The organism is Pararhizobium sp. DWP1-1-3, assembly GCF_049896125.1.
In the GTDB taxonomy this organism is placed as follows: domain Bacteria; phylum Pseudomonadota; class Alphaproteobacteria; order Rhizobiales; family Rhizobiaceae; genus Pararhizobium.
This window is the reverse complement of the sequence record NZ_JAFCTR010000004.1, coordinates 223,851-244,425: the sequence shown is the minus strand read 5'-3', so window position 1 is coordinate 244,425 and position 20,575 is coordinate 223,851. Positions and strand designations below refer to the sequence as shown.

The window sequence follows — 20,575 nt, the reverse complement described above, 5'->3', positions numbered from 1 at the left end:
TTATTGCGCTCCCCCGGCCGGTTGCACAGCAATGCCGCCGGTTTTTTCAGCATCGCCGGGGGTTCCGTGCCGCAGCTTGAACAGGATGAGAACCGGACCCGCAACATAGATCGACGAGAACGTGCCGACAGCCACACCGAACAGCATCACGAACGCAAAAGACTGGATCGCTTCGCCGCCGAACAGGCACAAGGCTGCCAGCGCCAGCATCGTCGTGGCACCGGTGAGCACGGTGCGCGACAAGGTTTGGTTGATCGACGTGTCCAGCAGGATCGGCAAGGGCATGCGCGGATATCGCCTGAGATTTTCGCGAACGCGGTCATAGACGACAACGGTATCGTTGAGCGAATAACCGACGATGGTCAAAAGGGCTGCGATACTCGTGAGGTTGAATTCCATCCCGGTCACGACAAACAGGCCGATGGTCAAAAGCACGTCATGCAGCGTTGCGACGATGGCGCCTGCAGCAAACTGCCACTCGAACCGGACCCAGATGTAGATCAGGATCGCCAGCAGCGAAGCCAGCACGCCGATGGTGGCCGCCGTGGTCAGGTCGCCGGAAACCGACGGCCCGACGACTTCGACCCGGCGGAACTCGTATTGATCCTCAAGCTCGCCCCGGATCATGATCACCGATGTCTGCTCGGCATTCTCGCCGCCATCACGCGAATGCACCCGGACCACCACATCCTGCGGCGAACCGAACGGCTTTACCGTGACGTCACCGATGTTGAGTTCGTAGAGGCGGCCGCGAATATCCTCGATATCGGCATTGCCCTCGCGGGCTTTCAGCTCGATCACCGAGCCGCCGGAAAAATCGATGCCGAGATTGATGCCGAGCGCGCCGAACAACAGCATGCTGACGACGGATAAAAGCGCGGTCAGCGAGAAGACATAGTTGCGGATCGCCATGAACCGAAGTGCGGCACCATCAAATATGCCGGTGCGAATGCCGTCCGGCAAAGCCGTCGGCCGGCGGCGCGAGACCCAGATTTCCAGCATGACCCTGGTCAGGGTAAAGGCGGTAAAAAGCGTGGTGACGATACCGATGGCAAGCGTCACGGCAAAGCCACGGACAGAACCCGTTCCGAGAAACAGCAGGATGATCGCTGCAATCAGGGTGGTGATATTGGCATCGACGATGGCAGCAAAGGCGCGTGAGAAACCATATTGCAAGGCTTCGCGCACCGAACGGCCCTGGCGTACCTCTTCACGGATGCGTTCGTAGATCAAGACGTTCGAATCGACCGCCATGCCGATGGTCAGCACGATCCCGGCAATGCCCGGCAGCGTCAATGGGAGCCCGGTGGCGGTCAGAACGGCGATGATCATAACGGCGTTGAGAGCAACGGCAAGGCTCGCCACTGCGCCGAACAGCCCGTAAAAACCAACCATAAAGGCGATGACGAGCACGGCGCCGATTGCGCCGGCCGTCACGATCGAATGAATGGAATCAGCGCCGCGCCCCGCTCCGATCGACCGTTCCTCAACAACGGTCAGCTGCGCCGGCAAGGCTCCGGCGCGCAACAGCAGCGCCAGATCGTCTGCGCCTTCCGGGCTCATGTCCGCGACAAGCTGGACGGTTCCGTCGGTAATCGCCTTGCGCACCAGGGGCGTGGCAATCACCGCTCCGTCCAGAACGATGGCGAGCGTCGTGCCGGAATTATCGGTCGTCGCCTGAGCAAACCGCGCGGTGCCTTCGGCTCCAAGCCGCAGGTTGACGACGGGATTGCCGGATTGCGCGTTGATCGCCGATTGGGCATCGACGATGTCGGCGTTGTCGATGATGGGCTGGCGGCGCAACAGGTAGCCGATCGGCGGGTCGTCGGCAGAATAGAGGATTTCGGAATTGAGCGGCGGCTGGCCGTTGACCGCATCCTGGACCGGCATCGACATATCGATGCTGCGAAACGACAATGTTCCGGCCTGACCGAGGATGTACTTGATCTGCTCGGGATCATAACGCCCGGGGATCTGGACAATGATCCGGTCGCCACCCTGCCTGCGGATCTTTGGCTGCAGGGAGCCGAGCTCCGTCAGGCGGCGATGCAGAACCGTGATCGCGCTGTCGAGTGTGGCAGAAATCCTGTGGTTGATGCCGTCATCCGTGACGGCGATAGACAAGCTGCCATCGGAGGAGTTCCCGACCGTAACCTCGCTGAAGTCGGTCTTCGTCAGGCCGGTGGCCTTGACGGGATCGCTCAGAGGCTTCAAGGCCGCCCGCGCAGTATCGGCCTGTGCTGGGTCGCGAAGGCGAAGCTGGATCCCCTGCCCGGTGCCGGACAGTCCGGAATAGCCGATGCCGGCAGCGCGAAGGCGCGTGCCGACATCATTGATAACAGCCTGAAGGCGGGTCTTGACGACATCTTCCCGTTCGACCTTCAGCGTGATCTGCGATCCGCCCTGAAGGTCGAGGCCGAGCATCATCTGCTTCTTCGGAAGCCAGTTCGGCAGCGTATCCAGCTTGGCGGTCGATACTGCGTTCGGCAGGGCGACCAGAATGCTGAACAGCACGACGAGCCAGACGATGATGGTTTTCCAGCGGGAAAAATACGGCATGAAGCTCTCAAAGATATGTCGTTACAAGGTGACCAGTGTGCCCGGCCTCCCCCGCAAGCTTATTCCTTGACAGGTTCGCCCTTCACCCGGACTTCGGATACACCACTGCGTACCACACGAATCTTCACGCCGTCAGCTATTTCGACTTCGAGTTCACTGTCATCGACGACCTTCGTCACCTTGCCGAGAATTCCACCACCGGTGACGACCTGATCGCCGCGACGGATGTTCTTCAGCAGTTCCTCGCGGCGCTTCATGTTGGCGCGCTGCGGACGGATGATCAGGAAGTACATCACGACGAAGATCAGCAGGAACGGCAGGATGGACATGAGAATATCAGCGCCGCCGGCGCTTGCGCCGGGTGCCGTCTGGGCGAATGCCTCGGTAATGAACATCAATCACTCCTTGAATGCAGTTTGGCGGACGGATGCCCGCGTTTCGGATCGCCGGAATATAGGAAATGCTGATTTCAATGCAACAACAGACCAACCGGCTTCTGCCTTCAGCCTCATACATGAAATCGGCCCGAGGAGAAGCTCTTTCTACCGGATTTCACGCCTTTTACCGTTAGATCAGCCATGCTACCGGACAGGTTGGCCCCACAGCCAAAATCCTAGTCATCATCGGGGAAGCTCTCATGCAGGACACAAAAATAGACCTTCTGATTGCCGAAATGCGCAAGCTGTCGGCTGCCATCGAGCGGATCGCCGGTCCAGCCCCTGCCGTCAACGACTGGGATGCGGCTGAATGCTTCGTCTGGTCGCCCCAGCGCCTGCATCTCCAACCGGTGAGCAAGCCGAACCGCGTCGAACTCAAGCTGATCCAGAGCGTCGACCATGTCCGCGATATCCTGTTCGACAATACGCTTCGGTTTGCGCAAGGCTTTCCGGCCAACAACGTGCTGCTCTGGGGGGCGCGCGGAATGGGCAAATCCTCCCTGGTCAAGGCGGTTCACGCCAGCGTTTCTGCAGATGCCGGCATCCGCCTGAAACTGGTCGAGGTGCACCGCGAGGATATCGCCACGCTGCCGACCCTGATGGAAATCCTGAAAGCTGCCCCTGTTCCGGTCATCGTCTTCTGCGACGACCTCTCGTTCGATCACGACGACACGTCCTACAAATCGCTGAAAGCCGTACTCGACGGCGGTATCGAGGGGCGGCCCGCAAATGTGCTGCTTTACGCAACATCCAACCGGCGCCACCTTTTGCCGCGTCACATGATGGAAAACGAGCAATCGACGGCGATCAATCCGTCCGAGGCAGTCGAAGAAAAGGTCTCGCTGTCCGATCGCTTCGGGCTCTGGCTCGGGTTCTACAAATGCAGCCAGGACGACTATCTGGCGATGATCGACGGTTATGCCGCTCATTTCGGCTTGGAGGCCGACCCCAAGCAGCTTCACGCCGACGCACTGGAATGGAGCACGACGCGCGGCGCGCGCTCCGGCCGTGTCGCCTGGCAATTCATCCAGGACCTCGCGGGCCGCGCTCACAAGAAAATCGATCTGGTCTGAACGCAAAAGAAAAGCCCCGAAACGGGGCTTTTCTTTTAATGATCGATGGCAGCCCCGAACTATTCCAGGAACGTCGTCGGGTTGACTGCGCTGGCGTTCTTGCGCACCTCGAAGTGTACCTGCGGCTGCGTTGCCGTGCCGCTCATGCCGGATGCTGCCAGCGTCTGGCCCCGCTGGATCTTCTGGCCGCGCTGAACCTTCAGTTCCGACGCGTTGCCGTAGACGGTGACCGTGCCGTCGTCATGGCGAACCAGGACGGCATTGCCGAGTTCCTTGAGGCTGCTGCCGGAATAGATGACCACACCGTTTTCGGCGGCCTTGATCGGCGTGCCCTCGGGAACCGAGATGTTGATGCCGTCGTTGCGGTTGCCTTCGACATTGGCGCCGTATCCGGCAATCACTGCACCGCGAACCGGCCAGCGATACTTGCTGATGCCTGTGGCTTTCGGCGACGCCTCAGTCGTGTCTTCTTTCGATGCGACTTCCGTCACCGACTGCTTGGCGACCGGCGCCGTATATTCGGCCGGCTTCGTGCCGTCTGCCTTGGCAACCTTCGCGTCGGCCTTCTTCGGAACAGAAGCCGTGACGACCTGATCTGCACCCGAAGCATTGCCGCCCGGAATTTTCAACGTCTGGCCGATGCGGATTGCAGCACTGGTCAGGCCGTTTTCCTTGCGTAGTGCATCGACCGACACGCCGTTTGCCTTGGCAATCCGGTTGATGGAATCACCTGCCTTGACTGTGTAGGCCCCGCCCTGACCGTTACCATCGCCGGAAACCGGCTGCTTACCGGCAGCCATATCGGTGCGGTTGACGCCCTTTTCACGGGACTGGGACTGGCCGGGCAGGATTGCCACGTCGCGGCTGTCCGGCTGGACCGGAACATTCTTTTGCTTATCGACGTCGAGGCTGGCCGCCGCGTCCGATGCGGACGCCTTGGCGGCGCTGCCGGCAACGCCGAAGGTTGGGATCAGAATGCGCTGGCCCGGCTCCGCCTGGGATGAAGACGTCAAGCCGTTAGCCTTGAGAATTTCCTTCTCCGGCACGCCAAACCGCTTGGAGAGCGTAGCGACCGTATCGCCCTGACGCAGCAGGACGGCAGGCGCATTCGTTGTAGACCAGCCACCCTTCGATGTCGTCGCCGTCGTGATCGGATCAGCATTGAGATTCTGGCCGGCCTTTGCGGTTTCACGCACCGCTGGGAATGGCTGGGAGAGCGAGGTGTCGCGGGCCTTTGCCGTAGGATCAGCAAGGACCCCGCGCTGAACGTTGATCGGCGTCGAAGCTTCCCGGGCACGAGAGACCGGCGCCGATGCCGTATTGACCGGATCCGGGAAAGGCTGACTGACCGCCTCTTGGCGATTGACCTGCCCCACTGGGGCCGCCGCCAGACCTCCACCCTGCACATCACTGCGCGGAATTGGGACATTGCTGCCGGATATCGAGCTGGTCGTTAGATTATCGGACTTCGAAAAAAGCCCGCCAAAGCGGCTTGCATCGGAGCTGCATCCTGTCGCTACGCTTGCCAGCAATAACGCCGCAAGCAGGCGAACAGCGGATTTTCCCACACTCGACGAAACTCTAATACGCATGACACTTTACCCACTTGGAACACAACTCGGTGTGAAATGATTAAAACGCATTAGAGTTACCGCACGGTTAAAACCGATATTAGCGTCAACTTTTTTTGATGAATTGATAACCATGATGATTATGGCACGCCATATCGAATGGCAGATCCTGGCCAGCACAGGCCGAAACGCAGGCGCGCAAGCGCGCCGTCTCGATTTGTCAAAGCCCTTGGCCTTGACCGGGACGTGATGGCTTCAAGGCAAAAAACCGCAAATTACGATTTTAAGGGGGCGTTTTGGCTTAGAAATTTTCGCGATAGAACTGTTCTATTCCGGACACAAGGCTGCGTGTCTGCGTGACATCCTCGTAACTGATAGTCCCGGTATCCCAGCCGAACATATCGCCGGTTATCATTCCGCCGCTGTCCCTCGGTCCGGTCAACTCGGACTGTACCTTGTCGGCGTCCAGCAGGACGCTGACGAGCGTCTGGAATGTCGATCCGCAGGCTATGCCGCTTTCGTCGCTGTAAGCGACGGAGCGAGCCCCCGCGATGGCCGCATCCCTGGTGCCGAAATAGCGAAGGCTGTTCTGATCTTCCGGACGCAAGTTGTCGTAGTACTCGATGAAGGCGCGGTAATAGGCCTTGTGGTCACCAGTCTCGCCATATTTTCCGAAAGCTTGATATTCGCGGGCGGCGAGTTGCGGTGAAAGCGTGTTGCTCCATTCGTCTTTTGTCAGTGGCGGGTATTTTTCCTGCACCCGCTTGGTTCGGCCAAGGAATAGAAGAGCTTCGGCGGACAGCGAAACACGCGAGGACGGATCGTAGCCGCCCGCCGGCAATGCGGGCGCGGCGCCGTCTTCCCGGGCGCCGGAAGCACCTTGCGCTGCAGCCCGGCCGGCAAGATTGTTCAGGCCGTCTCCGGCAGCTGCCGAGGTCAGTCTGTTTGCGATCTGCATCTGCCGTCTCCTGCGTTTTGGCGCCTGGAATGGAACTGACACATACGCTTCCGGTCAGAGGTCAGCTCATCTGCATGTTCGGTTATGCCCCGAGGCTTGCGTCAAACTGACCAAAATTAACGGAAAATTAACAGTCTGTTTTTGCAGCAATAAACCCCTTAACAAGCAAAGAGGAATGCACGCAGGCGCGCTACACGGCCGCAACAAACGACGGAATCGGTGCTCTCTCCTGACGATTTTCGGGTCCCACCCGAAAAATCATGCTGTCAAAACAGAACGTTTCGGAACTCAGAGAAAGGACGCGACCTGCGCAACGAACGGCAGATAAGGCGCCTCGAACAGATCTTCGCGGTCAAAACGGCTGCCGGTGCGCGTCAACCGGACGATCCGGCATTCGGTTTCGCTCATCATGATCGGTACGATGAGAACGCCACCCGAGACGAGGTGATCGGAAAACACCCGCGGCAGGCTGGAGAATGCGGTGGTTACCAGGATGCGGTCGAAGGTTCCCTCGCCCGTCGGCCCAATACTTCCATCCGCTTGGCGCACGATCACGTTGCGGATACCGGCCTTTTCGAGGTTTCGCTGGGCGCCGGTCGCAAGAGTCTTGTAACGCTCGATCGTCAGCACCCGCTCGGCCATCCGTCCCATCACGCCGGCCGTAAACCCGCTGCCGGTGCCGACTTCAAGGACGCGCTGCCCCGCCTTGATATTCAGGCAGTGCAAAAGCCGCACGGCAAAATCGAAGCCTTCCATGAAGGCGCCGCACTCCAGCGGAACGAGCCGTGAGGAATAGGCATTTTCCTGATATTGCGGCGGGGTGAAAATGGACCGTGGCGTCTGCTCGACAGCGTTGAGCAGCTCCTTGTTGGAGATGCCCTCGGCCCGCAGGCGCAACACCAAGGCGGCAAACCCCTCCTGCTCGACGACGCGCGGGCTCAATCGCCCTCTCCATCGAGAAGCGCGCGGGCAACACGATCCTGTACGGCATAATCGGTCAGGTCGAGCTTCAACGGGGTCACGGAAATCTTGTGCTCGCGGATCGCATGAATATCGGTTCCAGCCCTGAAATCACCGAAGCGCTCGCCGAAACGAAGCCAGTAGTATGGATGGCCTCGCCCATCGGAGCGCTCGTCGATCGACAGGCCGAAATCAAGCTTGCCCTGGCAGGTGACCTCGGTACCGGTCACCGCATCAGCCGAACAGTTGGGGAAATTCAGGTTGAGGAAGGTCCCGTCCGGCAGATCGAGCGGTATCAGCTTCTTCAGCAGTTTTGGCGCATGGGTTTCCACGACGTCCCACGGCACGATGCCGCCATCCGCATGACGAAAAGCCTGGCTCAGCGCAAACGAACGGATGCCCTGCAGCGTGCCTTCGATGGCGCCGGCGATCGTGCCGGAATAGGTGACGTCATCGGCCATGTTGGCGCCGACATTGACCCCGGACAAAATCAGGTCCGGCTTGATATCGAGAACCTTGCGCACGCCCATGATGACGCAATCGGTCGGCGTGCCGCGCAGGGCAAAGTGCTTTTCCGAAATCTGCCGCAGCCGCAACGGTTCCGACAAGGTCAGGGAATGCGCAAGGCCGCTCTGGTCCGTTTCCGGCGCCACCACCCAGACATCGTCGGAAATCGTCCGGGCGATCCGTTCGAGCACGGCAAGGCCTTCGGCGTGGATGCCATCGTCATTTGTCAGCAGAATTCGCATCTCAACCCCTGCCGCAAGACGCGGCTCAACCGGCCTTTTCGATCTTCGTGAGGCCGCCCATATAGGGCAACAATACGTCCGGGATGGTTACCGAACCGTCTTCATTCAGATAGTTTTCGATGACGGCGATCAGCGCGCGGCCGACAGCGGTACCAGAGCCGTTCAGCGTATGAACGAACTTCAGGGCCTTGTCGTCCTTGACCCGGTAGCGGGTGTTCATCCGCCGCGCCTGGAAATCGCCGCAGACCGAGCAGGATGAAATTTCGCGATAGGCATCCTGCCCCGGCAGCCAGACTTCCAGATCGTATGTCTTGCGGGCGCCAAAACCCATGTCGCCGGTGCAGAGCGTCATGACGCGGTAGTGCAGGCCGAGGCGCTTCAAGACTTCTTCTGCACAGGCCGTCATACGCTCATGCTCATCGATCGAGCTTTCCGCATCGGTAATCGACACGAGTTCGACCTTGTTGAACTGATGCTGGCGCAGCATGCCGCGAGTGTCGCGGCCAGCGGACCCGGCCTCCGAGCGGAAGCAAGGCGTCAAAGCCGTAAAGCGCAACGGCAAAGTATCGGCGTCGAGGATCTGTTCGCGCACCATATTGGTGAGCGGCACTTCGGCGGTTGGAATGAGCCAGCGGCCATCCGTGGTCTTGAACAGATCCTCGGAGAATTTTGGCAACTGTCCCGTGCCGTACATGGCTTCGTCACGCGTCATCAGCGGCGGCTGGACTTCGAGATAGCCGTGTTCGCTTGTGTGCAGGTCGAGCATGAACTGCCCGAGCGCCCGCTCAAGACGCGCCAGCTGACCCTTGACGATGGTGAAGCGCGAACCGGCGATTTTGGCGGCACCCTCGAAATCGAGCCAGCCGAGCTCTTCGCCGATTTCAAAATGTTCCTTCGGCTTGTGATTCCAGCCCGGTTTCTGGCCATGGCTGTGCTTGACCACGTTGCCATGCTCATCGCTGCCGACCGGAACATCGTCGAGCGGAATGTTGGGAATGCTGGACAGCGCCTCGATGAGAGCGGCATCGGTCAGCCGGTTTTCCTCTTCCAGCGCAGGCATGGTGGTCTTCAACTCGGCCACTTCCGCCTTCAGCTTGTCGGCGAGATCGCTGTTCTTTTGCGCCATCGCAGCACCGATCTCCTTGGAAGCGGCATTGCGGCGCGACTGCATGTCCTGCAGCGACTGAACGAGGAAACGGCGCTTTTCATCGAGCGAAATCAGTGCAGCCGACAGGGGCTCGGCGCCGCGCTTTGCCAGTGCGGCGTCCAGGGCTTCGGCATTGTCCCTAATCCATTTGATATCAAGCATGGTCGTTCAGGTCCTGATCGGTCTTGGTAAAAACTGAGACCCGAACGCATCGGCGGATACGGCTCGCGTATCAGCCGACGTTTTCTTCCGCCTCGGCAACCGCGCGCGCAGCAGCGTCGCGCGCCCGTTGCCGCTCGATGAGTCGGGCCGTGTAGATGGAAATCTCGTAGAGAAGGATGGCTGGCAGAGCAAGGCCGATCTGGGACACCGGATCCGGCGGCGTCAGGATGGCTGCAGCGATAAAAGCGATGACAATCGCGTATTTCCGCTTTGCCTTCAGGCCGTCCGCCGTCACGAACCCAACGCGCGCAAGCAACGTGGTGATGACCGGCAACTGGAACACCAGGCCGAACGCGAAGATCAGCGACATAATCAGGCTCAGATATTCAGACACCTTGGGCAGAAGCTGGATCGACACCTGCCCTTCGCCGCCATCCTGCTGCATGGCCAGGAAAAACCACATGACCATCGGCGTGAAGAAGAAATAGACCAGACACCCGCCCAGGATGAACAGCAGCGGCGAGGCAATCAGAAACGGCAGGAAAGCCGCCCGCTCGTTTTTATAGAGCCCTGGCGCCACGAACTTGTAGACCTGCGAGGCGATCACCGGAAACGCGATCACCAGCGCGCTGAACATCGCCACCTTGATCTGGGTGAAGAAAAACTCCTGCGGCGCGGTGTAGATCAACTCAACCGAACCGTGATTGAGACCAGCCCAGTCCACGGCCCATTTGAAAGGCTGGACCAGAATGTTGAAAATACCCTTGGCAAAATAGAAGCAGACAAGGAACGCCACGAAAAACGCCCCGACAGCCCACATCAGGCGCGCGCGCAATTCGATCAGATGCGCCATCAGCGGCTGGGGCTTGTCTTCGATATCGCCGCTCATGCGTCACCTTTTTTCTTCGTAGTCTTTGCAGCCGGCTTGCTGACGGCCGGCTTCACGTCACCGGAATAGACCACTTTCGCCTTTTTCGCCGGCGCCTTTGCAACTGGCACAACAGCAACTTCGGCTACCACCGTCTTCGGCTTGGCAACGCGCTTGGCCTTCGGTTTTTCGGCCTCGGCGGCACGGTCCATCTGCTTGGCTGCGGATGCGATAGCGGCAGCGGCAACCGGATCGACCTTGGGCTGGTCGGAAGGCACGGCGGCCTCTGCGGAAACAGTGGCCGGAGGCACGGTGTCCTGCGCCTTTGCTGTTGAATCAGCGGCGGTCGCCTTTTGCAAATCGGCCTTGATATCGTTGCCCATCTGCCTGAGCGGGTTCATCGCCTCGCGGATGGTGTGGGCCGGGTTGAGCTTTTGTGCGTCGCTCAGCGTCTTTCGCACGTCGTCGAGGTCCGCTTCCTTGAGAGCTTCGTCGAATTGCTGGCGGAAATCGTTTGCCATGCCGCGCATCTTCGTCATCATCTTGCCGAAGGTTCGCAACATTGGCGGCAGATCCTTCGGACCAACCACGATGATCAGAACGATGGCGATAACGACAAGCTCGGTCCAGCCGACATCAAGCATTCTCAGGAACTCCACAAAACCGAAGGCGACAGGGCCTGCCCGGACAGGTCAGGCCCTGAACAAAATGCATGATCAGCGGACTTCGTCGGATTTGTGTTCGACCGTCTTGCCATCGACGCCCTTATCGGCGGTCGCCGCCGTCTCGTCTTCGGTCATGCCCTTCTTGAAGCTCTTGATGCCCTTGGCAACGTCGCCCATCAGTTCCGGGATCTTGCCGCGGCCGAACAGAAGCAGAACGACGACCAGAACGATCAGCCAATGCCAGATACTAAACGAACCCATATTCTTACTCCCTTGAAGCCTGTAACCCCGATTTAAGATGTTCAACCATCTTTTTCAAACAGCAATCCGTTTAGTGGGTTAGCGGAAAGGCGCCCGTCGCGCAATCCTTACACCGAGACTGCGGCGGAGATACAGCCAACTGTATGAATAACCGGACTTTCCAGCGCATTGTTCACGAGGACGTGACCAGATAAGCCAGCGAATGGAGAGGATATTGACGTGGCCCTAATCGCCGTCTCCGCCCGTCGGCGGCAGGAGGCCGAGCTCTTCCAGGTCGAGCTGGGTAATCGGATCTTCGTCCTCGCCAAAACCGTCGTCGCCGAGCGGTACCGGGATCTGGAAATTGGCCGGAATGCGGCCGGACAGCAATCCTGCCCCCTTCAATTCCTCAAGGCCCGGAAGGTCACGCAGCTCCTCCAGCCCGAAGTGATCGAGGAATTCCCGCGTGCTGCCGAATGTCACGGGCCTGCCGGGCGTGCGCCGGCGGCCGCGAAAGCGGATCCAGCCGGCCTCCATCAGCACGTCGAGCGTGCCCTTGGAGGTCTGGACACCGCGAATATCCTCGATTTCAGCCCGCGTCACCGGCTGATGGTAGGCAATGATTGCCAGCACTTCGAGGGCCGCACGCGACAGTTTGCGCACCTCGTTTTCATCGGTCTGCACAACGAAGGAGAGATCGGCTGCGGTGCGGAACGCCCAGTAATCGGCAACCTGCACCAGATTGACACCGCGCCCGGCATATATGGATTTCAACCGCATCATGATGCGCCGGACGTCTGCCCCCTGTGGCAGGCGCGCCGCAATATAGCCCTCGGAGACAGGCTGGGCCGAGGCGAAAACCAGTGCCTCGGCGATCCGCTCGGCCTCCAGTTCAATCCGTGGGTCAATCCGGAGTGTGGTTGTCTCTGCGCCGTCCTCTTCCTCGTTCGTTCCCGGCAGGCGCTCTTGCGGATCAATCACGCCCCGCCTCCATATCCGCCAACACGTCGGCGGTGAGTGGATTTGGTCCCTGGCGAAGATAGATCGGCGCAAATGCGCCGTCCTGGCGGATTTCGAGACGCCCCTCCCGCACCATTTCCAGCGAAGCGGCAAAGGAACTGGCAATCGCCGTGGCGCGTTCCTTTGGGCTCGTCATGTAGCGTAGCAGAAAATGATCAAGCGCCGTCCAGTCGACCATATCGCCGATCAGCCGGGCAAGCAGAAGCCGCGCGTCGGAAAGTGACCAGACCTGCCGCTTCTCGATCGTCACCTGCATCACCGCCTCGCGCTGGCGCAACGACGCATAGGCATGGAGCAGATCGTAGAGCGAGGCCTCGAAGGCGGATTTCTTTTCGACCGGAATATGTTCTGGCGCGCCACGGGCAAACACGTCACGGCCAAGCCGGTTGCGGTTGATCAGCCGGGTGGCCGCCTCGCGCATGGCTTCGAGACGCTTGAGGCGGAATGCCAGAGCCGAGGCCATTTCCTCGCCGGACGGCCCCTCGTCCTTTGCCTGCTGGGGGATCAGCAGGCGGGACTTCAGGAACGCAAGCCACGCCGCCATCACCAGATAATCTGCTGCAAGCTCAAGCCGGATGCTGCGGGCGCGCTCGATGAAGGCGATATACTGTTCGGCCAGCGCCAACACGGAAATACGGGCAAGGTCCACGCGCTGATTGCGGGCAAGATGCAGGAGAAGGTCGAGCGGACCTTCGAAACCGGCTATATCGACGACCAGCTCTTCCTCGTGCAGGCCGCGATCGGAAGGCTCATCCTGCCACAGCGGGTCCATCGGCGCCCGTGTCGCCGGTTTCTTCTGCATGTCGCCGGCGTTGCTCACGATTACCCTGCCCCTGGAATCAGTTCATGCGATAGTCAGCATGCCGTTAAACTCGTCGCGCAACGCCGCCTCGTCCGAAGCGTCGGGCTTGGCAAAACCAGCCTCAACAGCCTTCACACGGCGCAGCCTGTCTCCGGAAATGACCGGTACGGCCCGCGCTACCTGATGCATTTCATCCATGATGCCATGGCAATGCAACACCAGATCGAGCCCTGCTGCAATAATGCCGCGCGCCCGCGCCTCGATATCGCCCGCCAGCGCATTCATCGAGACGTCGTCCGACATCAAAAGACCGTCGAAACCGATATGGCCGCGAATGACGTCGTGTACCACCTTGGCCGATGTCGTTGCCGGATTGTCCGGATCGATGGCAGTGAAAACGATATGAGCCGACATGCCCATCAGTTCGTCCTTCATTGCCACGAAAGGCAGAAAGTCGCTCTTGGTCAGTTCGTCGAAGGAAACATCGACCACCGGCAGCTTGTGATGTGAATCGACGAACGCCCGCCCGTGCCCCGGCATGTGCTTCATTACCGGCAGCATGCCGCCGGCCTTCAGACCTGCAGCTGCCGCAGCGCCGATCTCCGCAACAGCGCGCGGATCGTAGCCATAGGCACGGTTGCCAATGACGTCGCTGCTGCCCTCGATCGGCACGTCCAGCACCGGCAGGCAATCGATATTGATGCCGAACCGCATCAGGTCAAACGCATGCAGGCGCGACATCAGCCAGGCGGCGCGCAAACCCTGTTCGCGATCGCGGCGGTAGATTTCGCCGATGGCCGCTCCATTCGGATACTGCGCCACGATCGGTGGGCGGATGCGCTGGACGCGGCCGCCTTCCTGGTCGATCAGCACCGGAGCATCGGGATTGCCGATACTGTCGCGCAAGGACGCCGTCAGATCGGCGATCTGGTTGGCTTCGCCGATATTGCGTCCGAACAGGATGAAGCCCCACGGACGCTCGTCCGCAAAGAATGCCTTTTCGTCCGGGGTGATGGTCAGGCCTTTGCAGCCTGAAATGAATGCTTTTGATTCGGTCATACCGCATGATAGCCGCAGCGCTCGGCAAGGCGAAAGCCGGTTTCTCGTCTTGCCTCACCATTCCCAGCTGTTGCGGCAAGGTCCGGACATGCAAAAGGCGCGGCCGTTGGGCCGCGCCTTCAAAAGCTTGATGGCTGGACGAGATTATCGCGTCACAAGGCAGCTGCCGCCGGCGCTCTTGTACTGCGCGCACATCGCGTTGGCGGCGTCGCGGGAGCCAGCCGGAATACGAACCCGGTAATAGGTCCCCTTGCCCGCAATCTCAGCCTTCTTGATATCGACACCCTTGCCGCCGATGACACTGCCGAACTTACCGGATAGCGTCTTGTAGGACGTCTGGGCTTCGGCTTCAGACGGCAGCGATGCGATCTGGATCACATAAGTACCGGGCGCAATCGAGGCGGTCTCCACCGGTTTCACTTCGGCAGCTGGCTGCGTTGCAGCGATGTCGGACTTGAACGTGTCGACAACCTTCTGTTCAGCAACCGGGCGCGTCTGCGGTACTGGATTGGCCTCGGCAACATCCGTCGTCTTGACGGCGCGGACCGGGGCGGTTTCATCGACCGTTACGGCGGCAGCTTCGGCAAGCGCACTCTTCTGCCCCTGCTCGGCAAGTTGTTCCACCACCGGCTGCGATTTCGGCGTGGAGGCCGTCTCAATCGGCTTGGTCAAAGTCGTCGTCTTCACGACATTGACCTGGGGATCGCCGTTATTGGCGGCAACATTCGTCTCCGGCTCCGGCTCAGCCACCGGCTCCTCGCGGGCGACTAGCGTACCGTCCGGCTTGACGATCATCGTGCGAACCTTGCGCGGCGACACCGCAGGCGACTGTTCCGCATCGGCTGCCGCACTGTCCGCTGTCTGTCCATCCGGCAACAGCCGGGTGCTACCGTCTTCATCCACCGGGATCACGCCGGGAAGGTCGTCATCGGCACCTTCATTTGGCAGATTTTCCGGGGTCAGCGTCCGCTGAACCACATCCATCGGCTCTTCTGTGGAAGAAACCAGCGTACCTTGCTGAGGCGTGGTGTCCTGCGCACCGGCAACACGGTCGTAAACGGCCTTGTCCTGGTTCGGAACGGTTTTTCCGCCCTTTTCAACCGGCACCATCTTTACCGGCGACTTGTCCGCCAGGATGATTTTCGGCTCGCCGCCGGACAGCGCCGAACCGGTACCGCCCATGAAGGCATAGACGCCGACGCCGCCAAAAATCGCCAGCCCGGCAACGGTCGCTGCCAACAGCGCCAGGCGCCGCCGGCCCGAACCGCGGCGCTCGTCATCGTAATCGTTGCTGGCGGCATAGCCGGAGCCGACGGCAAGGCGGTCCGAAGACGGGTCATTGTTCTGTGGCTGGTTGAGCGACCGGCGGAAGTCCTCTTCCATGGCTTTTTCAAACTCGTCGAAATCCTCTTCGACGCGAGCACCGGACGGCTGAACAGGCGCAGCAGGCTGCGCTGCGCTGGCGCCGTGATCGACGCTCTGTGCATTGCGGCCAGGTGCGGCAAAAAGCTGGGCCATTTCAGCATCGATGTCGAGATCGTAATCCGGGTGATGAGCAGCCGGACGTTCCTGCTCGACAACAGGCAAGTGCGGAACGTTGAGATCGGCAATCGCCGTCAGGCTTTCTTCCGTTTCCGAAATCATCGACGGATCGAAAGCCAAGGCGCTTTCCGGCTCCTCGCGAACCTCTTCAACGGCCTCCGGAATGTAGCGTTCAGGTGCGGCTACAGGAATAATCGGCACGGCAGCTACCGGTTCGGCGGCCGCGAAGCCAATCTCTTCCACTGCCGGCTCAAACTCCGAAGGGTCGATATCCAAGTTGATATCGATATCGGAAAGATCCAGTTCGAACGTATCGAGATCGAAATCCGGCTCCGCGTTGACGGGCGGCTTCAAGGTGGCGGCAGCTTCGATCACCACCGGATCGGCGGCCAACGCCGCCGGTTGATAAGCGGCCTCGACGACAGCCACCGTCACCGGCGCAGCCACAACGGCAGCAGCCAGCGGCGTCGCATACGCCTTTTGCGACGAAGGCCCGCCATTGGTAGCGACGGGCGTCGCACGGCTGAACGTCGGCGTAAACGGATAGTTGACCTTGCGGGCGGCTTCGGCCGGAGTGGCGGCCTTCACCTCCGCTTTAGACGGAACCGGAAAGCGCTCGATATCGGCCAGAAGCGCATCGATGCCATTTGCATTCGCCGGCGAGATAACGATGTCGCCAGATACGGGCACTGGCTCGTCTTGCCATTCTGGCAATTCGGACTGCATCGAAGCTTCGGGCTCGATGACTGGCTGTGCGCTTACGGATGGGGAGTAATCTACAGGCTCGGGAGCAACCGGCCTTTCGAACACGGGTGATGCAACACTTGGCTGAGCCACGCCTGCAAAGGCCGGCGCAGAAAAATCCTGTTCCGGCTCAAGGTGGGAGTTCGGCACCGGATGTGTTTCGACGTGCGGCGCTTGGACCTGCGCTTCGTCGTAGCTGATCGAAAGTTCGAGCTCGCGCTCCAGATCCGCGCCGTCAAAAACCGGCTCGCTCCATTGCTCGACTGCCCAGCCGTTATCCGCTTCCGGGATAGTGCCGGCTACCGGCGCCTCAGGCTCCTGTGACCATGAACTTGCCAGAGAATTCTCTGGCGCACTCACCTCGAACGCAACGTCCTGCTGCGAAACCGGCTCGACGAAAACTGGCTGTTCGTCGGCAACCGGCTCGATGCTTTCGGCTGACGTCACCGCGTCAACAACCGGCGCGGCCATTTCTACAGCATGGGGCTCGATGACAGACTGCTCTGCAGCATACGCATCGGCAGCATGATATTCTTCGGCAAGCGGCGCGAAGGACACAGGCTCTTCGAGGTAGACCGGCTCGGGAGCATGAACTGCAGGAGCAACCTGCGGCGCGTCGTAGACATCGAATTCGCGCAGGAGCTCGTCTTCGAGATCGAGAACCGGCTCGGTGAACACAGGCTCCCTGCTCACCATCTCGCGATGGCGTTCGAGTTCCTGCAGCTGCTGGACCGCAGGCCGATTGTCGTAGCCGACAATGCGGGCAAGTTCTGCCAACGGATCATCGTCCGCCAAAACGCCGAAATCCGCAGTACCGCTTCGTGCCAATTGTTTGTCTGCCATACGCTCCACTCACAACTACTAGCCTGTCATTGCCAGTGCATTGTGGGTAAATGGTGACAATACTATCGCATCTCATCCGGTGCAGCGGTACCTGTAATAGACAGGCCCGATTTCAACACCGAGGCGACAGCACGCACCAGCCCAAGTCTGGCAATAGTCAATTCTCCATTTTTATCGTTAACAAAACGTAATTCTGGAGACTCTTTACCTTTATTCCAGTGCGCGTGGAAGGCGCTGGCAAGATCGTAAAGGTAAAATGCGATCCGATGAGGCTCCTGGGACAGTGCCGCGGCCTCGATAATACGCGGATATTCTGCCAGTTTGGCAACCAGCTGAAGCTCGTTCGAATCAGAGATGTTGCCGTCGATGGCACCAGCGAGATCGACGGTGGCGAAATCGATATCCGGAAACGCCGCGCTCGCCTGGCGAAACACCGACATGCAGCGCGCATGGGCGTACTGCACATAAAACACCGGATTATCCTTCGACTGTTCTGTCACCTTGGCAAAGTCGAAGTCCAGCGGCTCAGAACTCTTGCGGTAAATCATCATGAAGCGCACCGAATCGCGGCCGACCTCTTCGACGACATCCCGCAGCGTGACGAAATCACCCGACCGCTTCGACATCTTCACGGGTTCGCCATCGCGGGAGAGCTTGACCAACTGGCACAGCAATACTGTCAGTTTCGAAGCGCCGCCGGATACAGCCCGCGCCACAGCCTCCAGCCGCTTGACGTAGCCGCCATGGTCAGCGCCGAGAACATAGATCATCTCGTTGAAGCCGCGATCGAACTTATCCTTGAAATAGGCAACGTCGGCAGCGAAATAAGTATAGGAACCGTCCGACTTGATCAGCGGCCGGTCGATATCGTCGCCAACTTCGGTCGAGCGGAACAGCGTCTGCTCGCGGTCTTCCCAATCTTCTGGCAACTGACCCTTCGGTGGCGGCAACGTACCCTTGTAGACGTGGCCCTTGAAGGTCAGGTCGTTGATGGCGTTACGAATGCGCGTTGCACCGTCCGCATGTAGCGTGCGTTCGGAGAAGAATACGTCATGGTGCACGTTGAGAGCAGCCAGGTCCTCGCGGATCATCACCATCATCGCAGCGATGGTACGCTCCTTGACGAGCGGCATCCACTTGTCTTCGGGCATGATCCGCAGGCTTGAGCCGTATTCAGCGACCAGCGCCTCTCCGACCGGCACGAGATAATCGCCAGGGTAGAGCCCCGCCGGAATCTCGCCGATCTTTTCGCCCAGTGCCTCGCGATAGCGCAGAAAGGCGGAGCGGGCGAGCGTGTCGATCTGCGAGCCGGCATCGTTGATGTAATATTCCTTTGTCACCTCGTAACCGGCGAACTCAAGCAGGTTGGCAAGCGTGTCGCCGACAACGGCGCCGCGGCAATGGCCAACATGCATCGGGCCGGTCGGGTTGGCCGAGACATATTCGACATTGACTTTGCGGCCGGCCCCAACAGCACTCTTGCCGTATTCGGTGCCTTCAGCGACCATCACGGTCAGCAGCTTTTGCCAGTAAGCGACCGAAAGCTTGACGTTGATGAAGCCAGGGCCAGCGACAGAAACGCCGATGACTTCCGGGTCTTCCTGCAGCTTGGCGACGATCTGGTCAGCCAGTGCGCGCGGATTGGTGCCGAGCGGCTTGGCCAGCACCATCGCGGCGTTGGTCGCGACATCGCCATGGCTGGCATCGCGTGGCGATTCCACACTGATTCGGCTGAAATCCAGCGCTGATCGGTTTTCACGCACGATATCAAGCGCTTCCAAAACGTTTTTAATTCTTGATCCGAAGTCAGTGAAAAGATTCATAACACCCATCCGCTCAGCTTCGCCCGAAGGCGCAAGGCCGCGTTCCTATCGTTCACATCAACGGCAGCCCGATATGCTTGATGCTGCCGCCAACCGGCGCGGTGACTACCGCAAATCAGGGGTATGGTCAAACAAACGCCTGTGCACGGAAATTGCGTAAGTATCGGTCATCCCAGCCAGGTAGTCGCCGACATGGCGGGCCTTGGCCGGTTCCGCCATGCCCGGGATCTGGTCAATCCAGTAGTGTTTCTGCATCTCACGCGGATCGGCCATGAAAGCCCTGTAGAGATCGGTGACGATCAGCGCAGCGTCCTTGCGCACCCGCATGACATCGGGATGGCGGTATATCCGCGTCATCAGCATTGTCTTGATCTGCTTGTCCGTTTCCGCCATGGAATGCGAGAAGGTCGCAATCACCCTGCCGGCATTGCGCACGTCGGCAGCACTTTGTGGGCGAATATCCTTGAGATTGTCCTGCGCAACGGTGATCACGTCCTCGACCATCGCAGTAATCTGCCGGCGCATGATTTCATGGGTGAAGCGGCTGGCTTCCAGCCCTGGATAACGATCGCCGACCTCGCGCATCAGCCCGGCGAGAAACGGTATCTCCTCCAGCATCTCGAACGTGAGGTAACCCGAGCGCAGCCCATCATCGATATCGTGGGTGTTGTAGGCGATATCGTCGGCAATCGCGGCGACCTGAGCCTCTAGGCTGGCAAAACTGGCGAGTTCCAGATCGTGCAGCGCGCAATAGTCGAGAATGGGCTGAGGTACCGGACCGCGCGTCCCCTCGCCGTTCGCGGCCACCAGCGGGCCGTTGTGCTTGACCAACCCTTCCAGGCTTTCCCATGTCAAATTGAGGCCATCGAACTCGGCATAGCGGCGCTCCAGTTTCGTGACGATCCGCAGCGACTGCGCATTGTGGTCGAACCCGCCATAGGGCGCGAGCATCTCCTGCAGCGCATCCTCGCCGGTATGACCAAACGGGGTGTGTCCGAAATCATGAACCAAGGCGACGCCTTCGGCGAGATCTTCGTCCAGCCGCATGGCTCTGGCCAGCGCGCGGGCGATCTGCGCCACCTCGATCGTGTGGGTCAGCCGGGTGCGATAGTGATCGCCATCCGCAGCGATGAAGACCTGGGTCTTGTGCTTCAGCCGGCGGAAAGCCGTCGTGTGAACAATGCGGTCGCGGTCGCGCTGGAAATCGGAGCGCGTCGGGCTGCCGGCTTCAGGATACAGCCGGCCGCGGCTGGCCCATGGATCCGAGGCAAAAATCGCGCGTTCACCGGCACCGAAACCAAGCGCATGTCTATCCAATGTCATTTCCCGTTCAGCATCCCATTGACGCGGTAT

At 59.9% G+C, this 20,575-nt stretch carries 17 protein-coding genes; 1 reads left to right on the top strand and 16 read right to left on the bottom strand.

The annotated features are described in order from the left end of the window. Both secDF and yajC read right to left on the bottom strand, forming a co-directional pair. Window positions 1-2,559 carry a protein translocase subunit SecDF gene (gene secDF, locus ACP7BS_RS12205; RefSeq protein ID WP_426238318.1) on the bottom strand — a complete coding sequence of 853 codons (2,559 nt, stop codon included), beginning with the start codon at window positions 2,557-2,559 and terminating at the stop codon, window positions 1-3. Window positions 2,560-2,618: 59 nt separating this feature from the next. Beyond that, window positions 2,619-2,954, bottom strand: coding sequence for a preprotein translocase subunit YajC (yajC, locus tag ACP7BS_RS12200; RefSeq protein ID WP_113243607.1), 336 nt, complete (start codon window positions 2,952-2,954; stop codon window positions 2,619-2,621). Window positions 2,955-3,196: 242 nt separating this feature from the next. On the opposite strand from yajC, the gene ACP7BS_RS12195 reads away from it, so the two are divergent. Continuing rightward, window positions 3,197-4,069: an ATP-binding protein gene (locus tag ACP7BS_RS12195; protein WP_426238317.1), complete on the top strand. Its 873-nt coding sequence runs from the start codon at window positions 3,197-3,199 to the stop codon at window positions 4,067-4,069. A gap of 59 nt (window positions 4,070-4,128) precedes the next feature. Here ACP7BS_RS12195 and ACP7BS_RS12190 read toward each other — a convergent pair whose 3' ends face one another. From ACP7BS_RS12190 to ACP7BS_RS12125, 14 genes are all read right to left on the bottom strand, one after another. Then, complete coding sequence (locus ACP7BS_RS12190) at window positions 4,129-5,661, bottom strand: peptidoglycan DD-metalloendopeptidase family protein (protein WP_426238316.1); 1,533 nt, start codon at window positions 5,659-5,661, stop codon at window positions 4,129-4,131. A gap of 280 nt (window positions 5,662-5,941) precedes the next feature. After that, the gene (locus ACP7BS_RS12185) at window positions 5,942-6,598 is read right to left on the bottom strand and encodes a biotin biosynthesis protein BioC (protein WP_426238315.1); all 657 of its coding nucleotides are present in this window, start codon (window positions 6,596-6,598) and stop codon (window positions 5,942-5,944) included. Window positions 6,599-6,886: 288 nt separating this feature from the next. Next, window positions 6,887-7,540, bottom strand: a complete 654-nt coding sequence (locus ACP7BS_RS12180) for a protein-L-isoaspartate(D-aspartate) O-methyltransferase (protein ID WP_426230229.1) — start codon at window positions 7,538-7,540, stop codon at window positions 6,887-6,889. Further along, on the bottom strand, window positions 7,537-8,307 hold the full coding sequence (gene surE / locus ACP7BS_RS12175; protein ID WP_426230228.1) for a 5'/3'-nucleotidase SurE: 771 nt from the start codon (window positions 8,305-8,307) through the stop codon (window positions 7,537-7,539). Before surE ends, ACP7BS_RS12180 begins: the two co-directional genes overlap by 4 nt. A 25-nt stretch (window positions 8,308-8,332) precedes the next feature. Beyond that, window positions 8,333-9,616 carry a serine--tRNA ligase gene (serS, locus tag ACP7BS_RS12170; RefSeq protein ID WP_426238314.1) on the bottom strand — a complete coding sequence of 428 codons (1,284 nt, stop codon included), beginning with the start codon at window positions 9,614-9,616 and terminating at the stop codon, window positions 8,333-8,335. Between the two features lie 70 nt (window positions 9,617-9,686). Further along, window positions 9,687-10,505, bottom strand: a complete 819-nt coding sequence (gene tatC, locus ACP7BS_RS12165; RefSeq protein WP_426230226.1) for a twin-arginine translocase subunit TatC — start codon at window positions 10,503-10,505, stop codon at window positions 9,687-9,689. Continuing rightward, entirely contained in the window at window positions 10,502-11,128 is a 627-nt protein-coding gene (gene tatB, locus ACP7BS_RS12160) for a Sec-independent protein translocase protein TatB (RefSeq protein ID WP_426238313.1), read from the bottom strand. Before tatB ends, tatC begins: the two co-directional genes overlap by 4 nt. Before the next feature lie 72 nt (window positions 11,129-11,200). After that, a complete protein-coding gene (locus tag ACP7BS_RS12155) occupies window positions 11,201-11,410 on the bottom strand; it encodes a twin-arginine translocase TatA/TatE family subunit (RefSeq protein WP_426238312.1) in 210 nt (69 codons plus the stop codon). A 225-nt stretch (window positions 11,411-11,635) separates the two neighbouring features. Further along, complete coding sequence (scpB, locus tag ACP7BS_RS12150; RefSeq protein WP_426238395.1) at window positions 11,636-12,349, bottom strand: SMC-Scp complex subunit ScpB; 714 nt, start codon at window positions 12,347-12,349, stop codon at window positions 11,636-11,638. Between the two features lie 13 nt (window positions 12,350-12,362). After that, the gene (locus ACP7BS_RS12145; protein ID WP_426238394.1) at window positions 12,363-13,211 is read right to left on the bottom strand and encodes a segregation and condensation protein A; all 849 of its coding nucleotides are present in this window, start codon (window positions 13,209-13,211) and stop codon (window positions 12,363-12,365) included. A 42-nt stretch (window positions 13,212-13,253) separates the two neighbouring features. Then, the gene (nagZ, locus tag ACP7BS_RS12140; protein WP_426238311.1) at window positions 13,254-14,270 is read right to left on the bottom strand and encodes a beta-N-acetylhexosaminidase; all 1,017 of its coding nucleotides are present in this window, start codon (window positions 14,268-14,270) and stop codon (window positions 13,254-13,256) included. 144 nt (window positions 14,271-14,414) lie between these two features. Then, the gene (locus ACP7BS_RS12135) at window positions 14,415-17,399 is read right to left on the bottom strand and encodes an SPOR domain-containing protein (protein WP_426238310.1); all 2,985 of its coding nucleotides are present in this window, start codon (window positions 17,397-17,399) and stop codon (window positions 14,415-14,417) included. Between the two features lie 62 nt (window positions 17,400-17,461). Further along, window positions 17,462-19,222, bottom strand: a complete 1,761-nt coding sequence (gene argS / locus ACP7BS_RS12130; protein ID WP_426238309.1) for an arginine--tRNA ligase — start codon at window positions 19,220-19,222, stop codon at window positions 17,462-17,464. A gap of 105 nt (window positions 19,223-19,327) precedes the next feature. Further along, window positions 19,328-20,545 (bottom strand): deoxyguanosinetriphosphate triphosphohydrolase, encoded by a 1,218-nt coding sequence (locus tag ACP7BS_RS12125; protein WP_426238308.1) that lies wholly within the window; start codon window positions 20,543-20,545, stop codon window positions 19,328-19,330. Window positions 20,546-20,575: the final 30 nt, after the last annotated feature.

Excerpts from the sequence above, each read along its gene's own strand:
- secDF (WP_426238318.1), bottom strand. The coding sequence starts at position 2,559 with ATGCCGTATTTTTCCCGCTGGAAAACCATCATCGTCTGGCTCGTCGTG.
- yajC (WP_113243607.1), bottom strand. The coding sequence starts at position 2,954 with ATGTTCATTACCGAGGCATTCGCCCAGACGGCACCCGGCGCAAGCGCC.
- ACP7BS_RS12195 (WP_426238317.1), top strand. The coding sequence starts at position 3,197 with ATGCAGGACACAAAAATAGACCTTCTGATTGCCGAAATGCGCAAGCTG.
- ACP7BS_RS12190 (WP_426238316.1), bottom strand. The coding sequence starts at position 5,661 with ATGCGTATTAGAGTTTCGTCGAGTGTGGGAAAATCCGCTGTTCGCCTG.
- ACP7BS_RS12185 (WP_426238315.1), bottom strand. The coding sequence starts at position 6,598 with ATGCAGATCGCAAACAGACTGACCTCGGCAGCTGCCGGAGACGGCCTG.
- surE (WP_426230228.1), bottom strand. The coding sequence starts at position 8,307 with ATGCGAATTCTGCTGACAAATGACGATGGCATCCACGCCGAAGGCCTT.
- serS (WP_426238314.1), bottom strand. The coding sequence starts at position 9,616 with ATGCTTGATATCAAATGGATTAGGGACAATGCCGAAGCCCTGGACGCC.
- tatC (WP_426230226.1), bottom strand. The coding sequence starts at position 10,505 with ATGAGCGGCGATATCGAAGACAAGCCCCAGCCGCTGATGGCGCATCTG.
- tatB (WP_426238313.1), bottom strand. The coding sequence starts at position 11,128 with ATGCTTGATGTCGGCTGGACCGAGCTTGTCGTTATCGCCATCGTTCTG.
- ACP7BS_RS12155 (WP_426238312.1), bottom strand. The coding sequence starts at position 11,410 with ATGGGTTCGTTTAGTATCTGGCATTGGCTGATCGTTCTGGTCGTCGTT.
- ACP7BS_RS12145 (WP_426238394.1), bottom strand. The coding sequence starts at position 13,211 with ATGCAGAAGAAACCGGCGACACGGGCGCCGATGGACCCGCTGTGGCAG.
- nagZ (WP_426238311.1), bottom strand. The coding sequence starts at position 14,270 with ATGACCGAATCAAAAGCATTCATTTCAGGCTGCAAAGGCCTGACCATC.
- ACP7BS_RS12135 (WP_426238310.1), bottom strand. The coding sequence starts at position 17,399 with ATGGCAGACAAACAATTGGCACGAAGCGGTACTGCGGATTTCGGCGTT.
- argS (WP_426238309.1), bottom strand. The coding sequence starts at position 19,222 with ATGAATCTTTTCACTGACTTCGGATCAAGAATTAAAAACGTTTTGGAA.
- ACP7BS_RS12125 (WP_426238308.1), bottom strand. The coding sequence starts at position 20,545 with ATGACATTGGATAGACATGCGCTTGGTTTCGGTGCCGGTGAACGCGCG.